We start from the raw sequence: 25,413 nt of genomic DNA on the forward strand, positions 1-25,413 counted from the left end.
TTACCATCTGGTTCTCGGTCTCCGAAAAAGTTACACGCGCGCCATCAGCAGCGGCAAAAGGGGCGCAGACATGCGGATCGACTATGAGGACATTGGCAAAATCCTGGCCAGTCTGACCGAGGGCGAGGACGATATCGTTGCGCTCATGGCGACGATGGCCTGCGAATTGCACCATGCGGATGACCGGTTCGACTGGACCGGATTCTACCGCGTCACAGCGCCCGACCTGCTCAAGATCGGGCCGTATCAGGGTGGTCACGGCTGCCTGGTGATTCCGTTTTCGCGCGGGGTTTGCGGCGCCGCGGCGCGCACGGGCGAGGTTCAGCTGGTCGATGACGTTGAGGCGTTTGAGGGGCATATCGCTTGCTCCAGCAGCACCAGAAGCGAGATCGTGCTGCCTGTCCGGGATGCGGATGGCGCTCTATTGGGCGTGCTCGATATCGACAGCGATCGGATTGCGGCCTTCGACCGCACCGATGCAGACGGTCTCACCAAGCTTTTGCGGCAGACATTTGGCGGCTAACGCCTCGGTGAAATAAAGCTTGATTTTTTCACCGTGCGCGGCAACATGAAATTACTTGCCGTAATTTCACGGGCGCCGCCATGCTCCAAACGTCAATCGCCGATACCCCCAGCCTGGGCGCCGATCTGCGCGCCCTGCGCAAGACGCGGTCCGTGACGCTGGCTGAACTTGCGGCGCGGCTGGGCCGCTCGGTCGGTTGGCTGAGCCAGGTGGAGCGGGGCCTGTCGCAGCCCAGCGAGAGCGATCTGCTCGAAATGGCCGAGGCGCTGGGCGTGTCCTTGTCGTTGCTGAAGGGCGAGGCACAGCCAACCGAGCGCGAGGCCGGCCATATCGTGCGCCGTGCCGCGCGTCGCCCCATTGGCAAGGGAATTGCGGGCCTTGCAGAAGATTTGCTCTCGCCGGATCTAACCGACGATTTTGAAATGGTGCACTCCACTTTCGCGCCCGGCTCGGCGGCGCCCGCCCCAATCACGCGGCCCACGCAGGAGGTGGCGTATATGGTATCCGGCCACCTGGATCTGACCATCGGCGGCCGCGAATTCACAGTGGGCGCGGGCGACAGTTTCCGCATCCGCGGCGAGGCGCAGGCCTGGCGCAACCCCTACGATCAACCGGCGGTCGCGATTTGGGTCATCGCACCCCCGGTCTATTGAGGGCGCCGGAATGAGCTGGGAGGGATGGACCGTCTTTGCAATCTTCTGGGTGGTTTTCGTCACGACTCCGGGGCCGAACGCAGTCAACTGCATCACCAATGGCGTTACGTTGGGGTTTCGGCGCGCCGTGCCAGGGATCGCCGCGATCCTGACGCAGGCGGCGCTGTTTCTGACCCTGTCGGCACTGGGTATCTCGGCGCTGCTGCTGGCGTCACCGGTGGCGTTTCAGGTGGCCAAGATCATCGGCGCGGGCTTCTTGATCTACTTGGGGATCAGAACGTGGCGGCAGGCGGGCCGCGCGCTGAAAGAGACCGAGCAGGGCGGTGGATCGGTTTATGCCCGTGCCTTCCTGATCGCGACGATCAATCCCAAGAGCGTTGCAGGCTATCTGGCCGCCTTTACCCAATTCGTGCAGCCAAACGTGCCGATCGCCCAGCAGATGTGGGTGATCGTGCCCACCGCACTGACGCTGACCGCGCTGAGTTACACTGGCTACACCGCGCTGGGCGCGATGCTGGGCCGCTCGGCCCTGGGCGCTGTCGCGTCAAAGCCATTGCGCCAAGGCCTCGCGCTTTGTTTCGTCGTCTATGGCGCGCTTCTGGGCGCGACAGCCCTGCCGTGGAGGGCGTAGGCGTGCTGCGCGGGTCATGCCTCTGCGGCGCTGTCGCCTACACGGCAGGGGTGCCCACGGGCATGGCGATTGCCTGTCACTGCGATGAATGCCGCCGGCAGTCGGGCCATCATTTCGCCGCCGTGCCGGTGGCCAAGCGATCGCTGCGCTTTCAGCGGCAAGAGACGTTGCGATGGTATCGCGCCTCGGACATCGGCAAGCGCGGGTTTTGCTGCGCTTGCGGCTCGACGCTCTTCTGGCGCGGGGATGAGGGCGCGCATGTGCATCTGCTGATGGGTGCGCTGGACGGCGCCACGGGTCTGCACCTGGGCGCGCATGTCTGGGTGCGTGAGCGCGGCGATTACTACCAGATCGGCGGCGACCTGCCGCAATTTCAGGAGGGCGAATGATGCTGAGCGGCAGATGCCTTTGCGGTGACGTCGCGTTCGAGGTGCATGGCACCCCGCGCGGCGTCTCGGCCTGCCATTGCGGCCAGTGCCGCAAGCAATCGGGCCATGTCTGGGCGTCGGCCTACGTGCCCGAGGCGGATCTGACCATCACCGGCACGCCGAGTTGGTATGAGGCCAGCGGCACGGCCAAGCGCGGCTTTTGCCCCCGCTGCGGCAGCTTCCTCTTCTGGAAGGCGCGTGACGAGGACACCATCAGCTTCGCGCTCGGCGCGCTGGATCTGCCCACGAGCCTGACGCTCCAGAAGCACATCTTCTGCGAAGACAAGGGCGACTATTACGACATCGAGGATGACCTGCCGCAATTGGCGCGGTCCTGAGAAGGGAGACGAAACCATGAGCAACTTCCCCAGCACGGCCCGCGTGGTCATCATCGGCGGCGGCGCGGTGGGCGCCTCCAGCCTCTATCATCTGGCACGCGCGGGCTGGTCCGACTGCGTCCTTTTGGAGAAGAACGAGTTGACGGCGGGCAGCACATGGCACGCGGCGGGCAACTGCCCGACCTTCTCGACCTCATGGGCGATCATGAACATGCAGCGCTACGGCGCCGAGCTTTATCGTGGCCTCGCCGAAACTGTCGATTATCCGATGAACTACCATGTCACCGGCTCGCTGCGTCTGGGCCATAGTGCGGAGCGGGTGCAGGAATTCCAGCGCGCCTGCGGCATGGGCCGCTCGCAGGGCATGGACATGCGCATGATGTCGCCGGACGAGGCCAAGGCGATGTATCCCTTCCTCGAGACGCATGACCTCAAAGGCGTGCTTTATGACCCCAATGATGGCGATATCGACCCCTCGCAGCTGACGCAGGCGCTGGCCAAGGGTGCGCGCGATCTGGGCGCCCGGATCGAGCGGTTCTGCCCTGCCACCGGCGTCACACGCGACGGCAGCGAATGGATCGTCCACACTCACAAGGGCGATATCCGCTGCGAATACGTGGTGAATGCCGCAGGCTACTACGCACAAACAGTCGGCGAATGGTTCAAGCCCTATGGCGGGCGCACCGTGCCGATGATGGTGATGAGCCATCAATACCTACTGACCGACGAGATCCCCGAGATCGCCGAGCATACCGCCAAGCATGGCAAGCTGCCTTTGCTCCGAGATGTCGATAGCTCCTACTATCTCAGGCAGGAAAAGACCGGCCTCAACCTCGGCCCCTACGAGCGGAACTGCAAGGCGCATTGGATCACCCCTGACGATCCCTTCCCCGAGGATTTCAGCTTTCAGCTTTATCCCGACGATCTGGAGCGGCTGGAATGGTATATCGAGGATGCGATGGCGCGCGTGCCTCTCTTGGGCCAAGCGGGCATCAACAAGGTCATCAACGGCCCCATCCCCTACGCGCCCGATGGCCTGCCGCTGCTCGGCCCGATGCCGGGCGTGCCCAACGCCTTCGAGGCCTGCGTCTTTACCTTCGGGATCGCGCAGGCGGGCGGCGCGGGAAAGGTGCTGGCCGAGTGGATCACCGAGGGCGGCACCGAATGGGACATGTGGTCCGTCGATCCGCGCCGCTATACCGATTACACCGACAATGACTACTGCATCGCCAAGGGGATGGAGGTCTATGGCCACGAATACGCCATGCATTTCCCCTGGCACGAATGGCCCGCAGGCCGGAACAAGAAGCTGGGGCCGAATGATGCCATCGTGCGCGAGATGGGCGGCGTCATGGGCGCCTATAACGGCTGGGAGCGGGCCAACTGGTTCGCCAAGCCCGGCGATGATCTGAGCGAGGAGGCCACCCAGACCTGGAACCGCGCCGGCCCGTGGGAGCAGCGCATCCGAGAGGAATGCGAGGCCGTGCGCGACCATTGCGGCGTGCTGGACCTGCCCGGATTTTCCCGCTTCTGGGTGCGGGGGCAGGGCGCGGATGAATGGCTGCGCGGCTGGGTCACCGGCAGCTTGCCGAAGGTGGGGCGCATGAACCTTGTCTATGTCGCCGACCATCGCGGGCGCATCCTGACCGAGCTGTCCTGTATCCGGCTGGCCGAGGACAGCTTCGTTCTCATCACCGCCGCCACCGCGCAATGGCATGATGGCGAGCTAATCCGCGCCGCCGTGCCCGAGGGCGTCACCGTCGAGGAGACGACGACCGAGCGGAGCGCGCTGATCGTCACCGGCCCCGAGAGCCGCACCATCCTGGCGCCGCTGACCGATGGCGATCTGAGCCTGCCGTGGCTCAGCCACCAGCATTGCACCGTCGCGGGGCGCAAAGCGTTCCTGATCCGCGTCAGTTTCGCAGGGGAATTGGGCTGGGAAGTGCATGCCGCCAACGAGGACATGCCCGATATCTACCGCGCCATTCTCGACGCGGGCGCCAAGCCCTTCGGGATGTATGCGCTGAATTCCTTGCGCATCGAGAAGGGATACCGCGCGTGGAAGGGCGATCTGAGCACCGATTATTCGTTGCTGGAAGGCGGGCTCGAGCGCTTCGTCAAATTCGACAAGCCGCAGGACTTTCCCGGCAAGGCGGCCCTTCTGAGCGAGAAGCAGCGGGGGAGCAAGAAACGTTTCGTTACGCTGACCGTGCAGGCGGGCGAGGCCGACGCGCCCTACATGTCGACCCTCTGGCATGGCGGCGAGATCGTGGGCGAGACGACGTCAGGCGCTTGGGGGTATCGCGTAAATTCTTCGGTCGCGCTGGGCATGCTCCGCGCCGATCTGGCCAAGCCGGGCACGGCGCTGGAGGTCGAGATCTATGGCGAGCGTTACCCCGCCACGGTCGAGCCCGACGCGCCGCTTTGGGACACCCATAACGAGCGGATCCGCGCCTGATGCTGGACGCGCGCGCAAAACGGCTCATCGGGAATTTCCCACTGGGCTTTGTCGCCACGGTGACACCTGAGGGGCGGCCAGCGGTCAACTTCAAGGGCACGTTTCTGGTGCTGGACGACGCGTGCATCGGCTTTGGCAACATTCGCTCGCCCGGCACTCTGCGCAATCTGACGCACAGCCCCTTTGCCGAGGTGAATTTCATAGACCCTTTCGCGCGCAAGGGCCTGCGCGCGGCAGGTCCCGTGCGCGTTGCGCAAAAAGACAGCGCCGAATTCGGCGCGCTGATCGGACTGTGGCAGGCCAAATGGGCCGACTTGGCAGCGCGGATATCGGACCTTGTCCTGATCGATATCGAGGCCACGCATCACATAACGACCCCGCCCTATGACGATGGAATGACCGAGGCCGAAATGGTCGCGGCCTACAAACTCAAATTCGCGGAGATCTACCCATGAGCGATATCATCCTTCTGGACGGCTCAATCGGGCAGGAACTGGTCAAGCGCGCCGGGGACAAGCCAACGCCGCTTTGGTCGACCAGCGTGATGCAGGACCGTCCGGGGCTCACTGCCGAGGTGCATGGCGCCTATTTTGATGCAGGCGCCACCATTGCCAGCACCAACAGCTACGCGGTCCATCGCGATCGCCTGAGGCGCGATGGGCTGGAGAGCGATTTCGCCGCGTTGATAGACTGCGCCCTGACCGAGGCCGAAACAGCGCGCAAGGCTCATGACAGCGGCCGCATCGCCGGCACGCTCGGCCCCTTGGGCGCGTCCTACCGCCCGGATCTGTGCCCGCCGCCCGCCGAGGCCGCGCCGCTTTATGCCGAGATCGCGGGCATGATGCGTGGCCGCGTCGATATCCTGCTGATCGAAAGCGCAGCATCCGTCGCGCAGGCGACTGGCGCGTTGATGGGGTGCAGGGAGGCGGGCCTGCCCGTGTGGCTGGCGGTGACGGTGATGGATGACAACGGCAACCGCCTCCGCTCGGGCGAGCGGGTGGACGAGCTGGCCGATGTCATCGCCACCTACAAGCCCGAGGCCGTTCTGATCAACTGCACCCGCCCCGAGGCAGTGGGCGCGGGGCTGATCCGTCTGCGCGAGTTTGGCCTGCCCTTTGGGGCCTACGCAAATGGGTTCGACCACATCACGGCCGGTTTTTTGGAGGATTCGCCCACCGTGGATGCCCTCAGCGCCCGGCGCGACCTCACGCCTGAGCTTTATGCAGATTTCGCCATGGGTTGGATCGCCCAAGGTGCCACCATCGTCGGCGGCTGCTGCGAAGTCGGCCCGGATCACATCGCCGAGCTGGCCGCGCGTTTGCGCTCCGCCGGCCACACCATCGTCTGACGCAAGGAGCGACATCATGGATCTGCCAACCAAGGCCCGCGTGGTCATCATCGGCGGCGGCGTCGTCGGCTGCTCGGTCGCCTATCACCTGGCCAAGCTGGGCTGGACCGATATCGTCCTGCTCGAGCGCAAGGCGCTGACCAGCGGCACGACATGGCACGCGGCGGGCCTGATCGGGCAGCTGCGCACCTCGAACACGATGACCAAGCTCGCGCGCTATACCGCCGGTCTCTACACCACGCTCGAGGAGGAAACCGGAGTCGCCACCGGCTTCCGGCAGGTCGGCTCGGTCTCGGCGGCACTGACCTCCGAGCGGCTGGAGGAGCTTTACCGCGCCGCCGCCATGGCGCGCGCCTTCGACGTGCCCGCCGAAGAGCTGTCGGCCAGCGAGGTCAAGGAGCATTACCCGCATCTCAATCTGGATGGCGTCACGGGCGGCATCTGGCTGCCCACCGACGGGCAGGCCGATCCGGCAAATATCGCGCTGGCGCTGGCCAAGGGCGCGCGGCAGGGCGGCGCGCGCGTTCAGGAGCGCGTGCGCGTCACCGGCATCGCCAAAACGGGCCGCCGCGTCACCGGCGTCGATTGGGCCAGTGATGATGGCACCGCCGAGGGCCATATCGAATGCGACATGATCGTCAACTGCGCCGGGATGTGGGGCCATGAGGTGGGCCGCATGGCGGGCATCAACGTGCCGCTGCACGCCTGCGAGCATTTCTACATCGTGACCGAACCGATCGAGGGTCTGAGCCAGCTGCCGGTCCTGCGGGTGCCGGACGAGTGCACCTATTACAAGGAGGACGCGGGCAAGATGCTGGTCGGCGCGTTCGAGCCTCTGGCAAAGCCCTGGGGCATGAACGGCATCCCCGAAAGTTTCGAATTCGACCAGCTGCCCGAGGATTTCGACCATTTCGAACCGATCCTCGAGGCCGCGTGCAATCGCCTGCCCATGCTGGCAGAGGCAGGCATCCACACCTTCTTCAACGGGCCGGAATCCTTTACGCCCGACGACGCCTATCACCTCGGCCTCGCGCCGCAGATGGACAATGTCTGGGTCGCGGCGGGCTTCAACTCGATCGGCATCCAGTCGGCGGGCGGTGCGGGCCATGCGCTGAGCCAGTGGATGGATAGCGGCGAAAAGCCCTTCGATCTGGGCGGCGTCGATATCGGGCGGATGCAGCCCTTCCAAGGCAACAAGACCTATCTGTTCGAGCGCAGCAAGGAAACGCTGGGCCTGCTCTATGCCGATCATTTTCCGCATCGCCAGAAAGCCACTGCGCGCGGTATTCGCCGCACGCCATTCCATCACCAGCTGCTGAATGAGGGCGCCGTGATGGGCGAGGCGGCAGGATGGGAGCGCGCCAACTGGTTCGCGCGCGCGGGGCAGGAGCGCGAGTATCGCTATAGCTGGAAGCGGCAGAACTGGTTCGACAATTCCGCCGCCGAGCACCGCGCCATCCGCGAGAATGTGGGCATGTATGACATGTCCAGCTTCGGCAAGCTGCGCGTCGAAGGGCCGGATGCCGAGGCGTTCCTCAACCATGTCGGCGGCGGTGATTTCAGCGTCCCGGTGGGGCGCATCGTCTATACGCAATTCCTGAATTCCAAGGGCGGGATCGAGGCGGATGTGACTGTCACGCGCCTGTCCGAGACGGCCTATCTGGTCGTCACGCCGGGCGCGACACGGTTGGCGGATCAGACATGGATGGAGCGGCACAAGGGCGCGCATAACGTCGTCATCACCGATGTGACGGCGGGCGAGGGCGTGCTGGCGGTGATGGGTCCGAATGCGCGCAAGGTCTTGCAGGCGGTGTCGCCCAATGATTTCTCGAACGCCGCAAACCCCTTCGGCACCGCGCAGGAGATCGAGCTTGGCATGGGCCTCGCCCGCGCGCACCGCGTGTCCTACGTGGGCGAGCTGGGCTGGGAGGTCTATGTCAGCGCCGATATGGCCGGGCATGCCTTCGAGGTGCTGCGCGAGGCGGGGCAGGCCCATGGCCTGACGCTCTGCGGGATGCACGCCATGGACAGTTGCCGGATCGAAAAGGGCTTTCGCCATTTCGGCCATGACATCACCAGCGAGGATCACGTGCTGGAGGCCGGGCTGGGTTTTGCGGTCAAGACGGCCAAACCTGATTTCATCGGGCGCGATGCGGTGCTGCGCAAGAAGGACGAGGGGCTGGCATGCCGCATGCTGCAATTCCGCCTGACCGACCCCGAGCCGCTGCTTTACCACAACGAGCCGATCCTGCGGGATGGCGAGATCGTCGGCTATGTCAGCTCCGGCAATTACGGCCACCACTTGGGCGGCGCCATCGGCATGGGCTATGTGCCCTGCAAGGGCGAGAGCGCAGAGGAGGTGCTGGCCTCCAGCTACGAGATCGACGTGGCGGGTAGCCGCGTCAAGGCCGAAGCCAGCCTGCGGCCCATGTATGACCCCAAGAGCACGCGGGTGCGTGCGGAAGGCGTCGCCTCGGACGGCCTCAGGGAATCAGCCGCTTGATCGCAGCAACATGTGCGGGGCTTGCCCCCAGCGCATGATCCGCCAAATCCATTGCGGCGCCGGTCAAATCCTCTGGCGCCGCAATACGATCATAGAGACCCCAGTCGAGCGCGCTCTGCGCGTCCACCCGCTCGCCCGCCAGAAGGACACGGCGCGCGCGTGCCGGGCCGACAAGCGCGGCGAGGCGCGCGGGATCCGAGGGTTGCGGCAGGAACCCGCGCTGCATCACCGGGTAGAAGATCTGCGCCGTGGGAACGGCCACGCGAAAATCGCAGGCCAGCACCATGCCGATCGCGCCGCCCGCAACCGTGCCGTTCAGCGCCGCGATGCTGAGGCAGGGCAGGGCTGTGATGGCGCTGCTCAGTCGCTCCCAAACGGGCGACGTGGCCAGCCCGCCCTGCATCGCGCCCAGATCGGCGCCAGCCGAGAAAACCTTGCCGACGCCGGTCAATATCAAAAGCCGAGCGCCGTCGCCGCCGCCTGCCGCTTCGGCGATCTCGGCCAGCCGCGTCAGCATTTCTTCGGTCAGTGCGCCCGCCTTGTCCGCACGGTCGATGGTGGCGGTCCAGATGCCCTCATCGCGCTCCAGTGCTATCATGCGCTCTGCCCCAGACCGATGGTCGCGCGGATGGCGGTATCGCGCAGCGAGATTTCCTGTCCCAGATATGCGTCAGCCCCGGCACCGCACATCCACAGAAGCGCGCGGGCGGGCCAGTCCGCCGGAATATGCGTCTCCCAGTCCAGCTGGCTGACCGGATTGACGCCGCTTGCCTTGATGTCGCGCTGCATCTGCGTGGCGACCGTGCCGGGCGACAGGCCCATGACCCGCAGCCCGCGCGCCGCGCTTTCGTGATGGGCCGCGGCGGTCAGCATCGCCGCGCCCGCCTTGGAGGCGCAATAGCCGCTCCAGCCCTCCATCGGGTTGTGCGCGGCGCCCGAGGACACGGTCAGGATCGTGCCGCCGCCCGCGCGCTTCATGCCGGGCATGGCGGCGCGCATCCCGTGAAAAACGCCCTTGAGGTTGATGTCGATGGCGCGGCCCCATGCCTCGGGGTCGGCGGCGTCCATCATCGCGATGGGCTCGATCACGCCCGCATTGCCGATCAGCACGTCAAGCTTGCCGAAGCGCTCTTCGGCCAGCGCGACGGCGGCGGCGACATCCGCGTATTGCGCAACGTCACCGGTGATCGTCTCGGCGCCCAGAGGTGCGGCCACGTCACGCAGTGCATCCGCGGAGCGGGCCATCAGCACCAGATGCGCGCCTGCCTCGGCAAAGACGCGTGCGGCCTCGGCGCCGATGCCACGGCTGGCGCCGGTGATGAGGACCGATTTTCCGGTCATGTCGGGCGTGGCGCTGGAATGTGTCATCGGGGTCTCCTTCGGGTGTCGCGGCGCCGATTGCGCCCTTTGCATCATTGCCTAGCGCCCCGCCTGCGCCGGGTCCAGAGGCAGGTGGCCGCCCGCGCCGACGGCGCATCTTGACGCTGGCCTCCGTTCCCCCGAAGCTATGGGCTGATTTTCCGGAATATGAGGTCCGACATGAATTCCACTGGCATGCACAAGGGCGCGCGCGGCGCTGGCGCCGTGATGACGGCGCTGATCCTGGGCGCCGGCAGTGCCGCAGCCGATATCGCCCCTGCGGATGTCTGGGCCGATTGGCAGGACTACCTGCGCGGTTTTGGCTTTGAGGTCAGCGCGACCGAGACCGAGACTGCCGATGCGCTGGAGTTGACCGACCTCACCCTGACCCAGACCCTGCCCGATGGCGCCGGAACCACGGTGTTTACGATCCCGCAGATTACGATGCAGGACAATGGCGACGGCACAGTGGGCATTGCCTATCCCGAGGATCTGCCCATCCGGATCGAACAATCCGGCCCCGAAACGGTGACTGTCGACATGCGCTACCTGACAGACAACATGGTCAGCAACGTGTCGGGCGACGCCGCGCGCATGGTCTATGATTACACGGCCGACGGCATCGGCATTCGCATCGACAGCGTCGCCGCCGATGGCGAAACGATGGATCTGGGCGATATCGCATTCGACATCGAGGCCGTCGAGGGCCGCACCGTGATGGAGCTGGACGGCGGACGGATTGCCAATCAGGTGGTCAAATCCGGTCCCGCCACCTACCGCCTCACCATGTCGGATCCCGAAGGCGGCGATCTGGACATGAATGGCCGGTTCGACACGCTCGAGATGTCTGCAATGCTGAACATGCCCGAGGGCGTGGATGGCGCTGACATGACCGCGGCACTCGCGCAGGGCTTCTCGGTGGAGGGGACCTACGCTTTCGGGCCCGGCGCCAGCGCATTCGAAATCAAAGAGGAGGGCACCACGACCAGCGGCAGCACCAGCAGCCGGGGCGGCAAGCTGAGCGTCGCGATGGACGCGGATGGCCTCGCCTACGGCGCCATGTCGGAGGGCCTCGTGGCCCAGATCACCACGCCGCAACTGCCCGTCCCGCTGTCGATGGAGATGGAGGAGGCCGTGTTCGATCTGGCCTTTCCGGTGGCCAAGGCAGAGGCACCCCAGGATTTCGGCCTGAACCTGCTGCTGGGCGGTGTCAGCCTGGGTGACACAGCCTGGGCGCTGCTCGATGCCAATGGCGTGTTGCCGCGGGATCCGGCGACGATCGCACTGGACCTGGAGGGCGCGGCGACGATCCTGGCCGATATCATGGATCCCAGCGAAATGATGCGTGTCGAGATGGGGGATGAGGCCCCGGCCGAGTTGAACGCGATGACGCTGAACCGCCTGTTGGTCAGCCTTGCGGGCGCCGAGCTGACCGGCATGGGCGATCTGACGTTCGATGAGGGGGTCGAAAACGGCTTTGGCGGCGCGGTCGGCACCGCGTCTTTCAAGCTGACAGGCGCCAATACGTTGCTCGATCGTCTGATCTCGCTGGGTCTGATCGACCAGTCGCAGGCCATGATGGCGCGGATGACCCTGGGCTCGGCCGCTGTGCCGGGCGAGGGCGAGGATACGCTTGTCTCGGAAATCGAGCTGACGCCAGAGGGCGGTATCATCGCCAACGGGCAGCGCCTGCGCTAGGCGGCGGGTAGCGCGAGGCAAGGCCGGGCCGGGGGGCAGCCTCCGGCCCGGTTTCGTTTTCGGATGCACCCTTGTGCAAAGGCGGCCGCCGGACTACCTCCAAGGCGATTTGGAAAGGCTATCAACATGACGCCCACGCTTGACGATCTGGCCGATGCTCTCTTGGCGGCGGCGCGCCGCGCGGGCGCCGATGCCGCCGACGCAATAGTGTCCACGGGGGCGAGCCAGGTGATCGACGTGCGCGGCGGCGCGCTGGAGCAAGCGGAGAGGTCCGAGGCAACCGATCTGGGCCTGCGCGTGTTGGTCGGGCGGCGCCAGGCCAATGTGTCCTTCTCGGACATCCGGCGCGAGACGCTGGACATCTTGGCCGAGCGCGCCGTGGCCATGGCCCGCGAGGCGCCCGAGGATCCCCATGCGGGGCTGGCGGATGCAGATCAGCTGGCCAGGAATTGGGACATGGACGCGCTTGAGCTGGCCGATCCTTCGCCCGAGCCGGAGCCCGCCGAGTTGCAACGCCGCGCCGCCGAGGCCGAGGCGGCGGCGCTGGAGGTGGACGGCGTAAGCCAGGTGCAGGCCTCGACCGCCGGGTATGAGCGGCGGCGCGTTTGGCTGGCTGCCAGCAACGGCTTTGCCGCCGGGCACACGCGCACTGATTGGTATGTCTCCTGCGCCGCCATCGCCGGGACCGGCGCCGGGATGGAGCGCGACTCGGATGGAGATGCGCGCCTGTGGGACGCCGACTTGCGGGCCGCTGCCGATATCGGCACCCGCGCGGGCCAGCGCGCCGCCGAGCGTCTGGGCGCGCGCCGCCCCAAGACGGGCGCCTATCCGGTGCTCTTTGACGAGCGTATTTCGGCCTCGCTGATCGGGCATCTTCTGGGCGCGGCCAACGGCGCGGCGGTCGCGCGCGGGGCTACATGGCTGCGCCACAAGTTGGGCCAGCAGGTGCTGCCCGAGGCGCTGAGCATCATCGAGGATCCGCACCGCGTCCGCGTGGCCGGATCGCGCCCCTATGATGGCGAGGGCCTGCCGACGCAGCGCCGCGCCATCGTGGAAAACGGCGTGCTCACGGGCTGGGTTCTGGACCTTGCCAGCGCACGCCAACTGGGCATGCAATCGACCGCCAATGCCAAGCGCGGCATGTCCGGCCCGCCGCGCCCCGGCACCTGGAATATCGAGCTGACGCAGGGCAGCGCCAGCCGCGAGGATCTGATCAGGGATATGGGCACCGGCCTGCTCGTCACGTCCATGATCGGCTCGACCATCAACTCCAACACCGGGGACTATTCGCGCGGGGCCTCGGGCTTCTGGATCGAGAATGGCGAGATCGCCTATCCCGTGAACGAGCTGACCATCGCCGGGAACCTGCACGACATGCTGATGCGCCTGACACCCGCCAACGACGCGCGCACGCATCTGAGCAGCGTCGTGCCATCGCTTCTGGTCGAGGGGATGACCCTTGCCGGCACATGACCTGCCCTTGCTGATCGACGCCGCCCGCGCCGCGGGCGAGGTGGCGACCGGCTATGTCGGCGGCAGCGTCAAACGCTGGGACAAGCCCGAGGACGCCGGCCCCGTGACCGAGGCGGATCTGGCCGTGAACGACACGCTCGAGTCCAAGCTGCGCGGCGCGCGCCCCGCCTATGGCTGGCTGAGCGAGGAGAGCGCGCATGACCCGCTGCGCGCCGCCGCGCCGCGCACATTCATTATCGACCCCATCGACGGCACGCGCAGCTTTATCGACGGCAGCCGCGCTTGGGCGCATGCGCTGGCCGTGGTGGACGAGGGACAGGTGACCGCAGCCGTCGTCTACCTGCCCATGCTCGACCTGATGTATGCGGCCAGCCTTGGCGGCGGCGCAACGCTGAACGGCGCACCCATCCGCGCCAGCGTGAAGGATCGGGCTGCGGGCGCGACCCTTCTGGCCGCGCGCCCCATGCTGGAGGCGCGGCACTGGCGCGGCGATGTCCCGGCCTTCAAACGCGAGCATCGCCCGTCGCTGGCCTATCGCCTCAGCCTTGTGGCCGAGGGCCGCTTTGACGCGATGCTGACCCTGCGCAAGACATGGGAATGGGATGTTGCCGCAGGCGATCTGATCCTGCGCGAGGCGGGGGCCATCTCGACCGACCGGCGCGGTAAGGCGCTGCGATTCAATAACCCCGTTCCGCAGGTTGACGGGATGGTGGCCGCCGGGCCGCTGCTGCATGGCGAGATCGTCGGCGCGCTGGCCTAGCCGGGCTGAAAAGTGCCGAGGGCCGCATTTGGAATGAGCCCGCCCGTCCCGTTGGCCTGATGTCCCGCTGCCTCAGTCTGGCACCAGATCCCGAACAAAACGCACCACTTTTTCCTCGGGCATCTCGCACGGCTTCAGCCGCGCACCGGCGGCCAGCCGATAGACGTTTGCGCTGATGTAATCGGTCCCGCCCAATTCTTCGGCGACCAGCTTCTGAGCCGCGCCCCCCGCAAAAACGCTGCGGGTCACGACATAGCGCCGCCCCGCTGCCTCCCCGTGAAACGTGCCCAGCGGAAGCGCGTCCCACGCCTCCAGAAACATTTTCACTTGGCACCGATCTTTGGCTCGGTCCCGGCGCGTATGCGGGCGATGTTGGCGCTGTGGCGCCAGAGGATCAGCGCAGCCAGCAAGATGCCGAGGACCAGCAGGGACCAGTGGCCGAGGACCAGCATCCAGACCGGCACGCTGACCGCCGCGACCAACGCCGAGAGCGACGAGATCCGCATCAATGCTGCCGTGGCCAGCCATGTCGCGCAGGCCAGCAGCCCGACGGGCCACGCCAGCGCCAGCATGAGCCCGAGGAAGGTGGCCACTCCCTTGCCGCCGCGAAATCCCAGCCAGACCGGGAAGCAATGGCCCAGAAACGCGGCAAGGCCCGCCAACTGCGCCGCATCCTCGCCCGCCAGCGCGCGCGCCAGCAATACGGGCACGGCGCCCTTGAGGCCGTCCAACAGCAGGGTCAGCGCCGCGGCCTTCTTGGATCCGGTGCGCAGCACATTGGTGGCGCCGATATTGCCCGATCCAATCTCGCGCAGGTTGCCCAGCCCCATGACGCGCGCCAGGATCATGCCCGACGGGACGGATCCCGACAGATAGCCGATGATGGCCCAAAGGATCAGCATCGCGGCGGAGGTCTCGATCATCGGCATCTATTCGGCCTCGTAAACTGCGGCGCCGCCGACATAGGTGGCCAGCACGCGGCCCTGCATGCGGGCGCCGTCGAAGGGCGTGTTCTTGGATTTCGAGCGCAGCGCGAAGCGGTCGAGGATGAAGGGCTTGTTGGCATCGAAGAGGATCAGATCGGCGGGGGCGCCCACTGCCATCCGCCCGCATTGCAGACCAAGGCGTTTGGCCGGGTTCAGCGCCAGCGCGCGGAAGAGCACCGGCAGATCCAGCTCGCCCGAGTGGAAAAGGCGCAAGGCCGCGGGCAGCAGCGTTTCCAGCGCCACCGCGCCCGATGCCGCCTCCTCGAACGGCAGGCGTTTGGATTCCTCGTCTTGGGGCGTGTGCATCGAGCTGATCGTGTCGATCAGGCCGGTCCGCACTGCCTCGATGATCGCCTGGCGATCCTCCTCGCTGCGCAGCGGCGGCTTGACCTTGAAAAAGGTGCGGTAGCCCGACACGTCGAGCTCGTTGAGAGTCAGGTGATGGATCGACGTGCCCGCCGTGATGTCGAGGCCGTTGCGCTTGGCACGGCTTAACGCGGGCAGGGCGCGGGCGGTGGTGATCTGGTCGGCGTGGTAGCGCGCGCCGGTCATCTCCAGAAGCGCGATGTCGCGGTCGAGGCCCATGCGCTCGGCCATCGGCGAGACGGCGGGCAGACCGTAGAGCGAGGCAAACTTTCCGCTCGTGGCGGCGGCCCCGGCGCTCAGCCCCGGCTCTTGCGGGTGGGCGATGACCAGCGCGCCGAGGCCGCGCGCATAGGTCAGCGCGCGGGCAAAGACCTTGGTGTCGCGCACCACATGGTCGCAATCGGTGAAGGCCACCGCCCCCGCATCCATGAGAAAACCGATCTCGGTCATCTCGCGGCCCTCGCGCCCCTTGGTCAGGGCGGCCATGGGAAGGACATTGACCGGCGCCGCCTCATTCGCGCGGCGGCGGGTGAATTCCAGTACTTCGGGGCTGTCGATGGCGGGCAGCGTGTCGGGGCGCGTGGCCATGGTAGTCACGCCGCCGGCCGCCGCGGCAAGGCCCGCCGAGCGGAAGGATTCCTTGTGCCGCTCGCCCGGCTCGCAAACCTTGACGCCGATATCGACGATGCCCGGCGCCAGATGTTTGCCGTCTGCATCCACCACGCGCGCGGCGCGGGGCGCGCGCTCCTCGGCGGCGTCGCTCTCCTCTGGCGTGATGCGCGAAATGCGACCTTCCTCTATCAGGACGCTGCCGCGCGTGACGGTCCCGGCCTCGGGGTCGATCAGCTGCGCGTTGATGATGAGGGTCGCGGTCATGCAGGGGATACTCCGGCGGCTGCGGCGATGCGCGCCTCGGCGCGGCGGCGGTCGGCCATGTACTTCACGAGGTATTTGTCACCCGCGCGCGTGACCACCTGCACCGCCGAGCCAAGCCCGCGCACGACCGAGATTTCGGCCAGGGGGATGACGGCGGAGCCGGGGCCAAGAAGGCGACTGTCGGTCAGGCGCCATTCGTCCTGCAGCGCCTCACTGGAGAGGTAGAACGCGCGGATCGCGATGGCGGCAAGACCGCCGACGGCGCCGGTCCAGATATGCGGATTGCCCAAGGCGGCCAGCACGGCCATGCCGGCTGCCATCGCCGCCGCCGCCATCAGCGCATGATCGCGCCAATAGGTGGCGCGGTCTGCGCGAAAGACATCGCGCACGCGCTCGCCGTCATCGAGCTGGGCGGGCGCGGTATCCGGCCTCAGGATCGGATCGCTCATGCGGCGATCCAGATCATTACGCCGACCAACAGGGCAAGGACCAAGAGCACCACGGTCGCGACGCGGCCCGACATGGCGGCGTCAGACGGCGCTTTCTTTTGCGGCTCCGCGTCCTGAGGCGGCTCTGCGGGCGTGCGGGCCGAGGCATCCGGCAAGGCGGCGAAGGTGACGGGGTCGACCGGCTCTTGCAGCGTGGCGATCAAACTGAGGGGCGCGCGGGGTGTCAGCGTCTGCGCGGTGCCCTGAAAGGCGCGCGAGGTGACGACCATCAGCACACCCTTTTGCGACATGAGCTGACCGCGCAGGGGCGCCAGCTGCTCTTCGGGGATTGCGTAGCCATCGGCAAGATAGCCGGGCAGGCCCAGCCCCGCCAAATCGTCCGCGTCGAAAATCTCGACATGCGCGGGGTCAAGCGCCTCGGCGCCCAAAGCCTCGCCCAGGGGCCAGCTTCCGTTGCGTGCGGTGAAGGCCGCGATGCGATCCGCGGGGATATCGACCGCAAAGATACGCACCACGCCGGTTTCCGTCGCCTTGATCTCGATCTTGTCGCTCATGCCATCACCGATTGTGGAGCGCGCCGCGCGCGCAGGTTGCGGGCCAGCAGGTCCATCGCGGCCATGCGCACGGCCACGCCCATTTCGACCTGCTGCTGAATGACGCTGCGCCGGATATCGTCGGCCAGCTCTCCGTCGATCTCGACGCCGCGGTTCATCGGGCCGGGATGCATCACGATGGCATCCGGCGCCGCATGGGCCAGTTTTTCCGCGTCGAGGCCATAGCGGTGGTAATACTCGCGCTCGGACGGGATGAAGCCGCCATCCATGCGCTCGCGCTGGAGCCGCAGCATCATAACGACGTCGACACCCTCGAGGCCCTTTTGCATGTCGTCATAGACCTCGACGCCGAACTCGCCGATGCCAGCCGGCATCAGGGTGGGCGGGCCTATGAGGCGGATGCGGTTCTCCATCTTGCCCAAGAGGATGATATTGCTGCGCGCCACCCGGCTGTGGGCGATATCGCCGCAGATGGCGATATTGAGACGGTGCAGCCGCCCCTTGGCGCGCCGGATCGTCAGCGCATCGAGAAGTGCCTGGGTCGGATGTTCGTGCCGCCCGTCGCCCGCGTTGAGGACAGCGCAGTTCACTTTCTGCGCCAGAAGGTCGACCGCCCCCGAATGCGGATGACGCACGACCAGCAGATCAGGATGCATCGCGTTCAGCGTCATCGCGGTGTCGATCAGCGTCTCGCCCTTCTTAATGCTGCTGGCCTGCATCGCCATCGACATCACATCGGCGCCGAGGCGCTTGCCGGCCAGCTCGAAACTGGCCTGGGTGCGGGTGGAGTTTTCAAAGAACATGTTGATCTGCGTGAGACCGGCCAGCGCATCGCCATGTTTGGCGCCACTGCGCCCGCGCTCGGCATAGGTGTCGGCCAGATCCAGCACCGCGCGGATATCGTGGGGGGCCAGAGGCTCGATCCCCAGAAGGTGGCTGTGGGCGAAGGTCACCGGCATCTCCTGCTAAGCTGGTCGTCTTATCGCATGGAGGGCGTCGGCGTTCAATCGTCAAGCCGGTGCGCGCGTGGTGGGCCGGGCATGAGTATTTTTGCCAAGATGAACTTGCGGGACATATCATAGCTTTCAACGGTGGGGCGCCTCGGGGTAGTTTGGCGCCATGGATTCGGCACTGGATTTTCACGAACTGCGCGCGCTCCTGCAATGGCAGGTGGAGCTGGGCGTGACCGAGGCGATTTGCGATGCGCCGGTGGATCGCTACGAGGCGCCTGCCGCGGCCCCCGCGGCGGCTGTTCCGATTGCGTCCACGCCCATCGCCCCGGCCCAGGCGAATGAGGGCGGCGGCGCGGTGGAGGCCGCGCGCGCGGCTGCGGGTGCGGCGCAAGACCTCGAGGCTTTGCGTGCCGCGCTCGCCGCTTACGAGCATTGCGAATTGAAACGCGGCGCGCGCAACCTTGTCTTCTCGGACGGGGTGCCGGGCGCGCGTGTGATGATCATTGGTGAGGCGCCGGGCCGGGAGGAGGATCGTGAGGGACGGCCCTTCGTGGGCCGCGCGGGCCAGATGCTGGACCGGATGCTGGCCGCGATCGGGCTGAGCCGCGAAGAGAGCGTCTACATCACCAACGTCATGCCATGGCGGCCGCCACAGAACGCTGACCCGAAGCCGAACGAGATCGACATGATGCGGCCCTTCGTGCAGCGCCACGTGGAATTGGCCGCGCCGGATATCGTGATCCTGATGGGGAATATCAGCTGTCAGACTGTGCTGGAGGCGCGGGGGATCACCAAGCTGCGCGGCCAGTGGCACGAGGCATGGGGCAAGCCGGTGATGCCGATGTTCCATCCGGCCTATCTGCTGCGCATGCCTGCGGCCAAGCGGGCAGCTTGGGCCGATCTGCTGGCCGTGCAGGCGCGGCTGCGGGAGGGTGCGCGGTGATCGATCCGTGGCTTTTGCTGGCCTTTTTGCCCGCCGCGCTGGCGCTGAACATGACGCCGGGTGCGGATATGATGTTCTGCCTTGGCCAGGGCCTGCGCGCGGGGCCGGTGCCCGCGATCGCGGCGAGCGCAGGTATCGCGCTGGGGTCACTGGTGCATGCGGCGGCGGCGGCGCTGGGCGTCAGTGCGCTGGTGGCGGCGGCGCCCTGGCTTTTCGATGTGATCCGCTGGATCGGAGTGGCCTATCTGATGTGGCTGGCGCTGGGTGCGCTGCGCATGGGCCCGATGCGCGCCAAAGGGCGCCCCATGGGCCCGGCGCGCGCGTTCCGCGAGGGGCTGGTGGTGAACCTGACAAACCCCAAGGTGATCCTCTTCGTACTGGCGTTTCTGCCGCAATTCGCCGATCCGGCGCGCGCGCTCTTGCCGCAGTTCATGGTCATGGGCGTCATACTGGGCTTTGGCGGGTTTTTCATCAATGGCGCTGTCGGCGTCTTTGCCGGGGGGCTTGGGCGGCGCATGGCCGCATCGCCGCGTTTCGCGCGGGGGCTGGGCCTGATCTGTGCCGGTCTCTTCACGGCCCTAGCCGTGCGCCTCGCTATTCTGGAAAGGAGCTGAGACATGAGCCGCATCGACGAGAGCCGTGATTTCATTCCCGTCCGCATCGCCGTGCTGACGGTCAGCGACACGCGGGAGGAGGCGGACGACCGCTCGGGCGATACGCTGGTGCAGCGGCTGGAGGCGGCGGGCCATATCCTGGCCGCTCGCGCCATTGTGAAGGACGAGCGGGAGGCCATCGCGGCGCAATTGCGGGACTGGTGCGAAGATACGGGTGTGGATGCGATTATCTCGACTGGCGGCACCGGCCTGACGGGGCGCGACGTCACCGTCGAGGCGCACCGCGATGTCTATGAGAAGGAGATCGACGCCTTCGGCACGGTTTTCACCCATGTCAGCATGGCCAAAATCGGCACGAGCGCGGTTCAAAGCCGTGCGACGGCGGGTGTGGCGCGTGGCACGTATCTCTTTGCACTGCCCGGCAGCCCTGGGGCATGCAAGGACGCCTGGGATGAGATTTTGGCGCTGCAGCTGGATCACCGGCACCGTCCCTGCAACTTCGTCGAGATCATGCCGCGCCTCGATGAGCATAGGCGGCGCAAGTAGCGCGCTTGGTATTCGGGCGCATGGCCTTATATAATGGCCGTTGAATGTTTCGCCCGTAAGGACCGCCCCGTCATGCATTTCCTGCGCCGCAGTCTGACCGGCCTGATCCTGCTGTCCCTGACATTGGGCCTACTGGCCTATGCCGGATATGTGGTCAGCGCCTCGGTGCAGGCCCGGATGGAGCGCACGCCGGGCGGGGGCGCGCGGGACGAGCGGGAATTCGCGGTGAAGGTCATTCTGGCCACGCCGCAGACCATTGCGCCCACCCTCACCGCCTATGGCGAAGTGCAAAGCCGCCGCACGCTGGAGCTGCGCGCGAAGGCGGCGGGCACTGTAACCCTTTTGGCCGAGGATTTCGAGGAAGGCGGGCAGGTCGAGGCGGGGCAGCTTCTGGTGCGGATCGATCCTGCGGATGCCCGCTCGGCCCGCGACCGCGCGCAGTCCGATCTGATGGACGCCCGTGCCGAGGCGCGCGAGGCGGCGCGCGCGCTGGAGCTGGCCGAAGATGAGTTGAGCGCGGCGCGTGATCAGGCAGCTCTGCAGGAGCGTGCGCTGCAGCGCCAGCGCGATCTGGAAGAGCGCGGCGTCGGCACCGCCGCCGCCGTCGAGACGGCCGAGCTGGCCGCCGCCGCCGCGCGCGGCACGGTCTTGACCCGCAGGCAGGCTGCGCTGGGCGCCGAAGCGCGCGTCGATCAGGCCGCGACCGCCACCTCGCGCGCCGAGATTGCGCTGGCCGAGGCCGAGCGCCGGCTGGCCGAGACCGAGATCCGTGCCGAATTCGCGGGCGCGTTGTCGGAGGTGGCCGTGGACGAGGGCGCGCTGGTCTCGAATGGCGAGCAGCTGGGCACGCTGATTGACCGCAATGCGCTGGAGGTCGCTTTCCGTGTGTCCACCGCGCAATTCGCGCGGCTTTTGGATGAGGGCGGCCAGTTGCGCCGGGCGCCTGTCACGGCGGTGCTTGAGGCCTCGGGTGCGCGCCTGACCGCGCCCGGCACGATCACCCGCGCCAGCGCCGCCGTGGGCGAGGGGCAGACGGGCCGTCAAGTCTTTGCCCGGCTGGACGCGGCGCGGGGCCTCAAGCCTGGTGATTTCGTCACCGTCGAGGTGGCCGAGCCGCCGCTGACCCAGGTGGTGCGTTTGCCCGCCAGCGCATTGGGCAGCGATGGCGCCGTTCTGGCGCTGGGCGAGGATGGTCGGCTGGAGCCTCTTGCAGTCACATTGATCCGCCGGCAGGGCGACGATGTGCTGGTGCGCGCAGGCGACGCCTCGCCAGAGCTGGCCGGGCGCCGTGTGGTGATGCAGCGCACGCCGCTCCTTGGGGCGGGCGTCAAGGTGCGCGCGCTGGGCGATGCGGCCGCGGCAAGCGGCGAGGCCACCGATGAAACCTCCGAGATGATGGACCTGAGCGAAGAGCGCCGTGCACGCCTCATCGCCTATGTCGAGGGCAGCCGCGACATGCCCGATGCCGTGCGCACCCGTCTGCTGGACCAGTTGGCGCAGTCCCGCGTGCCTGCCAGCGTGGTCGCGCGGCTGGAAACCCGGATGGGCGGCTGACGCATGGCGGGCCACGTCACCAAGGGGCCGGGCGGTATCCTGTCATGGTTCACGCGCCACCCGACGGCGGCGAACCTCTTGCTGGTCGTCATGGTCGTGCTGGGCCTTGCCGCCGTGCCCAACATGCGCGCGCAATTCTTCCCCGATGTCGTTATTCAGAGCGTCACCGTGTCGGTCGAGTGGGACGGCGCGGGGGCCGAGGATATCGACGCCGCCATCGTGCAGGTGCTGGAGCCTGACCTTCTGGCCATCGAGGGTGTCGAAAGCACCAATGGCGCCAGCCGCGAGAATTTCGGCACCATCGCCATCGAGTTTCAGCCCGGCTGGGATATGTCCCGTGCGGCGACCGATGTGCAGGCTGCCGTCGATGCGGTGACAACTTTGCCCGACGCCGCCGAAGAGCCGGAGGTGCGGCGCGGCAGCTGGTCCGACAGGGTGACGGATGTCGTCATCACCGGGCCTGTCGGCACCGATCAACTGGCGCTTTATGCGGACGAGTTGGTCACGCGCCTTTTTGCCGAGGGCGTGACACGCACCACGCTGCGGGGTGTCGCGGCGCCGCAGATCCTGGTCGAGGTGCCCGCCGTCCAGCTGATCGAGCATGACATCACTCTTACGGAAATTGCCGCTGTCATCGCCGCCGAGGTCGACGCCAATCCGGCAGGCGACGTCGAGGGCGCGGATACCCGTGTGCGCACCGGCAGCGAAAAGCGCGGCGCCGAGGAAATCGCGGGCATCACCTTGCGCGGCGCGCAGGGCGAAACCCGTTTGACCGTGGGCGATATCGCCGACATCCGTACCTTGGGTGCGGCGCGCGAGCGGGCCTATTTCGTCGGCGAAAACCCGGCGATTTCACTGCGGGTCGATCGCTCGGAGGGGGGCGATGCCATCGGTATTCAGGAGACGGTGGAAAAGGTCGCCGCCGAAATGGCAACCACTTTGCCCGAAGGGGTGCGCGTCGATCTGATCCGCACCCGGTCCGAGCAGATCTCGAGCCGGCTCAGCACGCTTCTGGACAATGCGGCGACGGGCCTCGCGCTGGTCGTGGCGCTGCTGTTTCTGTTCCTCAACGCGCGCACCGCTTTCTGGGTGGCGGCGGGGATTCCCGTCGCGCTTCTCGCCGCTGTGGCGCTGATGTTCGCGGCGGGGATCACGATCAACATGATCTCGCTCTTCGCGCTGATCATCACGCTGGGCATCGTCGTGGACGACGCCATCGTGGTGGGCGAGCATGCGGATGCGCGCGTGCGAAATCTGGGTGAGGCGCCGGTGGTTGCCGCCGAGAATGCGGCGCGGCGCATGGCGATGCCGGTCTTTTCGGCGACCGCGACGACCATCATCGCCTTTGGCGGGTTGATCACCATCGCGGGCAGTTTCGGCGATCTGATCGCCGACATCCCCTTTACCGTCATCGTCGTGCTGATGGCTTCACTGGCCGAATGCTTCCTGATCCTGCCGCACCACATGAGCCATGCGTTGTGCGCGTCAAACAAGCAGCACTGGTATGACGCGCCGTCGCGCGTGGTCAATCGCGGCTTTGAATGGGCGCGCGAGCGGGTGTTTCGCCCGGCCATGGCGGGCGTCATTTGGGCGCGCTATCCGGTGCTGGCCGGCGTCATCCTGATCCTGGCCAGCCAAGCCGCGCTTTTCGTGCGGGGCGATGTGACGTGGCGGTTTTTCAACGCGCCCGAGCAGGGCAGCGTCACGGGCAATTTCGCCATGGCCCCCGGCGCGACGCGCGCGGATTCGCTGGAGATGCTGCGCGAGATGCAGCGCGCCACGCAGGAATTGGCCGATGAATACGAGGCGGAATATGGCATCAGCCCGCTGGACTACGTCATCGCCGAAATCGGCGGCAATGCCGGGCGCGGCCTGTCGGGCACCGACAGCAAAGAGCCGGACCAACTGGGCGGCATTTCCATCGAGCTGATCGAGTCGGACCTGCGCCCCTATAGCAGTTTCGAGTTCGCCGCCGATTTGCAGGAGCGCATCCAGCGCCATCCCCTGGCCGAGACCATCAGCTTTCGCGGCTGGCGCAGCGGGCCGGGGGGCGATGCGCTGGACGTGCAATTCTCGGGCGCCGATGCCGCCACCCTCAAGGCCGCGTCGCAGCGTCTGAAAGAGGTGCTTTCGGCCTATCCCGAGGTCAGCGGCGTCGAGGATGATCTGGCCTATGACAAAGAGGAGTTGGTGCTGGATCTGACCCCGCAGGGCGCCGCGCTGGGTTTCGGCATCGACGATCTGGGCCGCGAGTTACGCGCGCGTCTCAACGGGATCGAGGCCGCGACCTTCCCCGTTGGCCCGCGCAGCGCCGAGATCCGCGTGGAGCTGCCCGAAGGCAGCCTGACCGCCGATTTTCTGGAGCAGACCCAACTGCGCACCCCCGGCGGCGCTTACGTTCCGCTGGCCGAGATCGTCTCGACCGAGACGCGCGACGGGTTTTCCACCGTGCGGCGCGAGAACGGCGTGCGCCTGATCAGTGTCACGGGCGAGATTTCCGAGGACGATCCTGCTCGCGCGAGCGAGATACAGGAGCTGCTGCGCAGCGACATCGTGCCCGGCATAGCCGAGGAGCTGCAGGTTGACTGGGCCATGTCCGGCCTTGCCGAGCAGGAAAGCGATTTTCTGAACGACGCGCTTTTGGGCCTCATGCTGACGCTGATCGGTATCTATCTGGTGCTGTCGCTGGTCTTTGGCAGTTGGACGCGGCCCATGGTGGTGATGGCGATCATCCCCTTCGGCCTTGTCGGCACCATATACGGCCATCATGCGTGGGACGTGCCGCTGAGCATGTTCACGGTGGTCGGGCTATTGGGCATGACCGGCATCATCATCAACGACTCGATCGTGCTGGTCACCACGATCGACGAGCATGCCCGCACGCGCGGCCTGATCCCGTCGATCATCGACGGCGCGGCGGACCGCCTGCGCCCCGTGATGCTGACCACGCTGACCACGGTTCTGGGCCTCACGCCGCTTCTGTTCGAGCGCAGCCAGCAGGCGCAATTCCTGAAACCCACCGTGATCACGTTGGTCTATGGCCTCGGCTTCGGGATGCTGCTCGTGCTCCTGGTCGTGCCGGCGCTGATCGCGGTGCAGCATGACGTGGCGCGGCAGATGGCGGCGCTGCGCCGGGGCATGCGCTTTCGCGCGGGCGGTGTGCGAGCGATGATGCTGGGCGGCGCTGCGGCGCTGCTGATATGGTTCGGCGCGACGCTGGGCTGGGCGATCTGGGCCGGTGCAATGCCCACGGGCCTCGCGGCCCTCATGCCGGCGGCGATGGGCGGCGTGCCCGGTGCGCTGGCGGTTTTCGCCCTTGGGGCGATGGTTCTGGTGCTGGCGCTCTACGCGGCGCTGGCGATCGGTATCGCCTTGCGCCGCCGCCGGGCCTAAGGCCCGT

The 25,413-nt window shown here is 66.8% G+C and carries 25 protein-coding genes; 17 read left to right on the forward strand and 8 right to left on the reverse strand.

The window, feature by feature from the left end; all coding sequences use genetic code 11:
• Window positions 1-70 precede the first annotated feature (70 nt).
• From BW975_RS03895 to BW975_RS03935, 9 genes are all read left to right on the forward strand, one after another.
• A complete protein-coding gene (locus tag BW975_RS03895; RefSeq protein ID WP_076531115.1) occupies window positions 71-523 on the forward strand; it encodes a GAF domain-containing protein in 453 nt (150 codons plus the stop codon).
• An 80-nt stretch (window positions 524-603) separates the two neighbouring features.
• Window positions 604-1,176, forward strand: a complete 573-nt coding sequence (locus tag BW975_RS03900) for a helix-turn-helix domain-containing protein (RefSeq protein ID WP_076531116.1) — start codon at window positions 604-606, stop codon at window positions 1,174-1,176.
• A 10-nt stretch (window positions 1,177-1,186) separates the two neighbouring features.
• Window positions 1,187-1,807 carry a LysE family translocator gene (locus BW975_RS03905; RefSeq protein ID WP_076531118.1) on the forward strand — a complete coding sequence of 207 codons (621 nt, stop codon included), beginning with the start codon at window positions 1,187-1,189 and terminating at the stop codon, window positions 1,805-1,807.
• A 2-nt stretch (window positions 1,808-1,809) separates the two neighbouring features.
• Window positions 1,810-2,196, forward strand: coding sequence for a GFA family protein (locus tag BW975_RS03910; RefSeq protein WP_076533360.1), 387 nt, complete (start codon window positions 1,810-1,812; stop codon window positions 2,194-2,196).
• Entirely contained in the window at window positions 2,196-2,573 is a 378-nt protein-coding gene (locus tag BW975_RS03915) for a GFA family protein (RefSeq protein ID WP_170846550.1), read from the forward strand. The genes BW975_RS03910 and BW975_RS03915 overlap by 1 nt, the downstream gene beginning before the upstream one ends.
• Before the next feature lie 16 nt (window positions 2,574-2,589).
• On the forward strand, window positions 2,590-5,031 hold the full coding sequence (locus BW975_RS03920) for a GcvT family protein (protein ID WP_076531122.1): 2,442 nt from the start codon (window positions 2,590-2,592) through the stop codon (window positions 5,029-5,031).
• Window positions 5,031-5,486, forward strand: a complete 456-nt coding sequence (locus BW975_RS03925) for a pyridoxamine 5'-phosphate oxidase family protein (RefSeq protein ID WP_076531124.1) — start codon at window positions 5,031-5,033, stop codon at window positions 5,484-5,486. The genes BW975_RS03920 and BW975_RS03925 overlap by 1 nt, the downstream gene beginning before the upstream one ends.
• Window positions 5,483-6,379: a homocysteine S-methyltransferase family protein gene (locus BW975_RS03930; RefSeq protein WP_076531126.1), complete on the forward strand. Its 897-nt coding sequence runs from the start codon at window positions 5,483-5,485 to the stop codon at window positions 6,377-6,379. The genes BW975_RS03925 and BW975_RS03930 overlap by 4 nt, the downstream gene beginning before the upstream one ends.
• Window positions 6,380-6,392: 13 nt before the next feature.
• Window positions 6,393-8,882, forward strand: coding sequence for a GcvT family protein (locus BW975_RS03935; RefSeq protein ID WP_076533361.1), 2,490 nt, complete (start codon window positions 6,393-6,395; stop codon window positions 8,880-8,882).
• Here BW975_RS03935 and BW975_RS03940 read toward each other — a convergent pair.
• Window positions 8,863-9,480 carry an enoyl-CoA hydratase/isomerase family protein gene (locus BW975_RS03940; RefSeq protein ID WP_076531128.1) on the reverse strand — a complete coding sequence of 206 codons (618 nt, stop codon included), beginning with the start codon at window positions 9,478-9,480 and terminating at the stop codon, window positions 8,863-8,865. The genes BW975_RS03935 and BW975_RS03940 overlap by 20 nt on opposite strands.
• A complete protein-coding gene (locus BW975_RS03945; RefSeq protein WP_244512526.1) occupies window positions 9,477-10,250 on the reverse strand; it encodes an SDR family oxidoreductase in 774 nt (257 codons plus the stop codon). The genes BW975_RS03940 and BW975_RS03945 overlap by 4 nt, the downstream gene beginning before the upstream one ends.
• 171 nt (window positions 10,251-10,421) lie before the next feature.
• Here BW975_RS03945 and BW975_RS03950 point away from each other — a divergent pair, with 171 nt between their 5' ends.
• The 3 genes from BW975_RS03950 (at window position 10,422) to BW975_RS03960 (ending at window position 14,172) form a co-directional block, all read left to right on the forward strand.
• On the forward strand, window positions 10,422-11,939 hold the full coding sequence (locus tag BW975_RS03950; protein WP_076531130.1) for a hypothetical protein: 1,518 nt from the start codon (window positions 10,422-10,424) through the stop codon (window positions 11,937-11,939).
• A 126-nt stretch (window positions 11,940-12,065) separates the two neighbouring features.
• Window positions 12,066-13,412, forward strand: coding sequence for a TldD/PmbA family protein (locus BW975_RS03955; RefSeq protein ID WP_076531132.1), 1,347 nt, complete (start codon window positions 12,066-12,068; stop codon window positions 13,410-13,412).
• On the forward strand, window positions 13,399-14,172 hold the full coding sequence (locus tag BW975_RS03960) for a 3'(2'),5'-bisphosphate nucleotidase CysQ (RefSeq protein ID WP_076531134.1): 774 nt from the start codon (window positions 13,399-13,401) through the stop codon (window positions 14,170-14,172). Before BW975_RS03955 ends, BW975_RS03960 begins: the two co-directional genes overlap by 14 nt.
• Before the next feature lie 72 nt (window positions 14,173-14,244).
• On the opposite strand, the gene BW975_RS03965 is transcribed toward BW975_RS03960, so the two are convergent.
• Genes BW975_RS03965 through BW975_RS03990 form a run of 6 tightly spaced genes read right to left on the reverse strand, consistent with a single transcriptional unit; the run spans window position 14,245 to window position 18,356 of the window.
• Window positions 14,245-14,493 (reverse strand): hypothetical protein, encoded by a 249-nt coding sequence (locus BW975_RS03965; protein WP_076531135.1) that lies wholly within the window; start codon window positions 14,491-14,493, stop codon window positions 14,245-14,247.
• Window positions 14,494-14,495: 2 nt separating this feature from the next.
• Entirely contained in the window at window positions 14,496-15,101 is a 606-nt protein-coding gene (gene plsY / locus BW975_RS03970; RefSeq protein WP_076531136.1) for a glycerol-3-phosphate 1-O-acyltransferase PlsY, read from the reverse strand.
• Entirely contained in the window at window positions 15,102-16,400 is a 1,299-nt protein-coding gene (gene pyrC, locus BW975_RS03975; protein WP_076531137.1) for a dihydroorotase, read from the reverse strand.
• A complete protein-coding gene (locus BW975_RS03980; RefSeq protein ID WP_076531139.1) occupies window positions 16,397-16,849 on the reverse strand; it encodes a hypothetical protein in 453 nt (150 codons plus the stop codon). The genes pyrC and BW975_RS03980 overlap by 4 nt, the downstream gene beginning before the upstream one ends.
• Window positions 16,846-17,403, reverse strand: coding sequence for a hypothetical protein (locus tag BW975_RS03985; protein ID WP_076531141.1), 558 nt, complete (start codon window positions 17,401-17,403; stop codon window positions 16,846-16,848). Before BW975_RS03985 ends, BW975_RS03980 begins: the two co-directional genes overlap by 4 nt.
• Window positions 17,400-18,356: an aspartate carbamoyltransferase catalytic subunit gene (locus BW975_RS03990; RefSeq protein ID WP_170846549.1), complete on the reverse strand. Its 957-nt coding sequence runs from the start codon at window positions 18,354-18,356 to the stop codon at window positions 17,400-17,402. The genes BW975_RS03985 and BW975_RS03990 overlap by 4 nt, the downstream gene beginning before the upstream one ends.
• 166 nt (window positions 18,357-18,522) lie before the next feature.
• On the opposite strand from BW975_RS03990, the gene BW975_RS03995 reads away from it, so the two are divergent.
• The 5 genes from BW975_RS03995 to BW975_RS04015 all read left to right on the forward strand — a co-directional run bounded on the left by BW975_RS03995 (window position 18,523) and on the right by BW975_RS04015 (window position 25,406).
• On the forward strand, window positions 18,523-19,299 hold the full coding sequence (locus BW975_RS03995; protein ID WP_076531145.1) for a uracil-DNA glycosylase: 777 nt from the start codon (window positions 18,523-18,525) through the stop codon (window positions 19,297-19,299).
• Entirely contained in the window at window positions 19,296-19,913 is a 618-nt protein-coding gene (locus tag BW975_RS04000) for a LysE family translocator (protein WP_076531147.1), read from the forward strand. Before BW975_RS03995 ends, BW975_RS04000 begins: the two co-directional genes overlap by 4 nt.
• A gap of 3 nt (window positions 19,914-19,916) precedes the next feature.
• The gene (gene moaB, locus BW975_RS04005) at window positions 19,917-20,459 is read left to right on the forward strand and encodes a molybdenum cofactor biosynthesis protein B (protein ID WP_076531149.1); all 543 of its coding nucleotides are present in this window, start codon (window positions 19,917-19,919) and stop codon (window positions 20,457-20,459) included.
• A 72-nt stretch (window positions 20,460-20,531) separates the two neighbouring features.
• Window positions 20,532-22,013, forward strand: a complete 1,482-nt coding sequence (locus BW975_RS04010) for an efflux RND transporter periplasmic adaptor subunit (RefSeq protein WP_076531151.1) — start codon at window positions 20,532-20,534, stop codon at window positions 22,011-22,013.
• Window positions 22,014-22,016: 3 nt separating this feature from the next.
• The gene (locus BW975_RS04015; protein ID WP_076531153.1) at window positions 22,017-25,406 is read left to right on the forward strand and encodes an efflux RND transporter permease subunit; all 3,390 of its coding nucleotides are present in this window, start codon (window positions 22,017-22,019) and stop codon (window positions 25,404-25,406) included.
• Window positions 25,407-25,413 lie beyond the last annotated feature (7 nt).

It is taken from the genome of Roseovarius nanhaiticus (genome assembly GCF_900156535.1).
In the GTDB taxonomy this organism is placed as follows: Bacteria; Pseudomonadota; Alphaproteobacteria; order Rhodobacterales; family Rhodobacteraceae; genus Roseovarius; species Roseovarius nanhaiticus.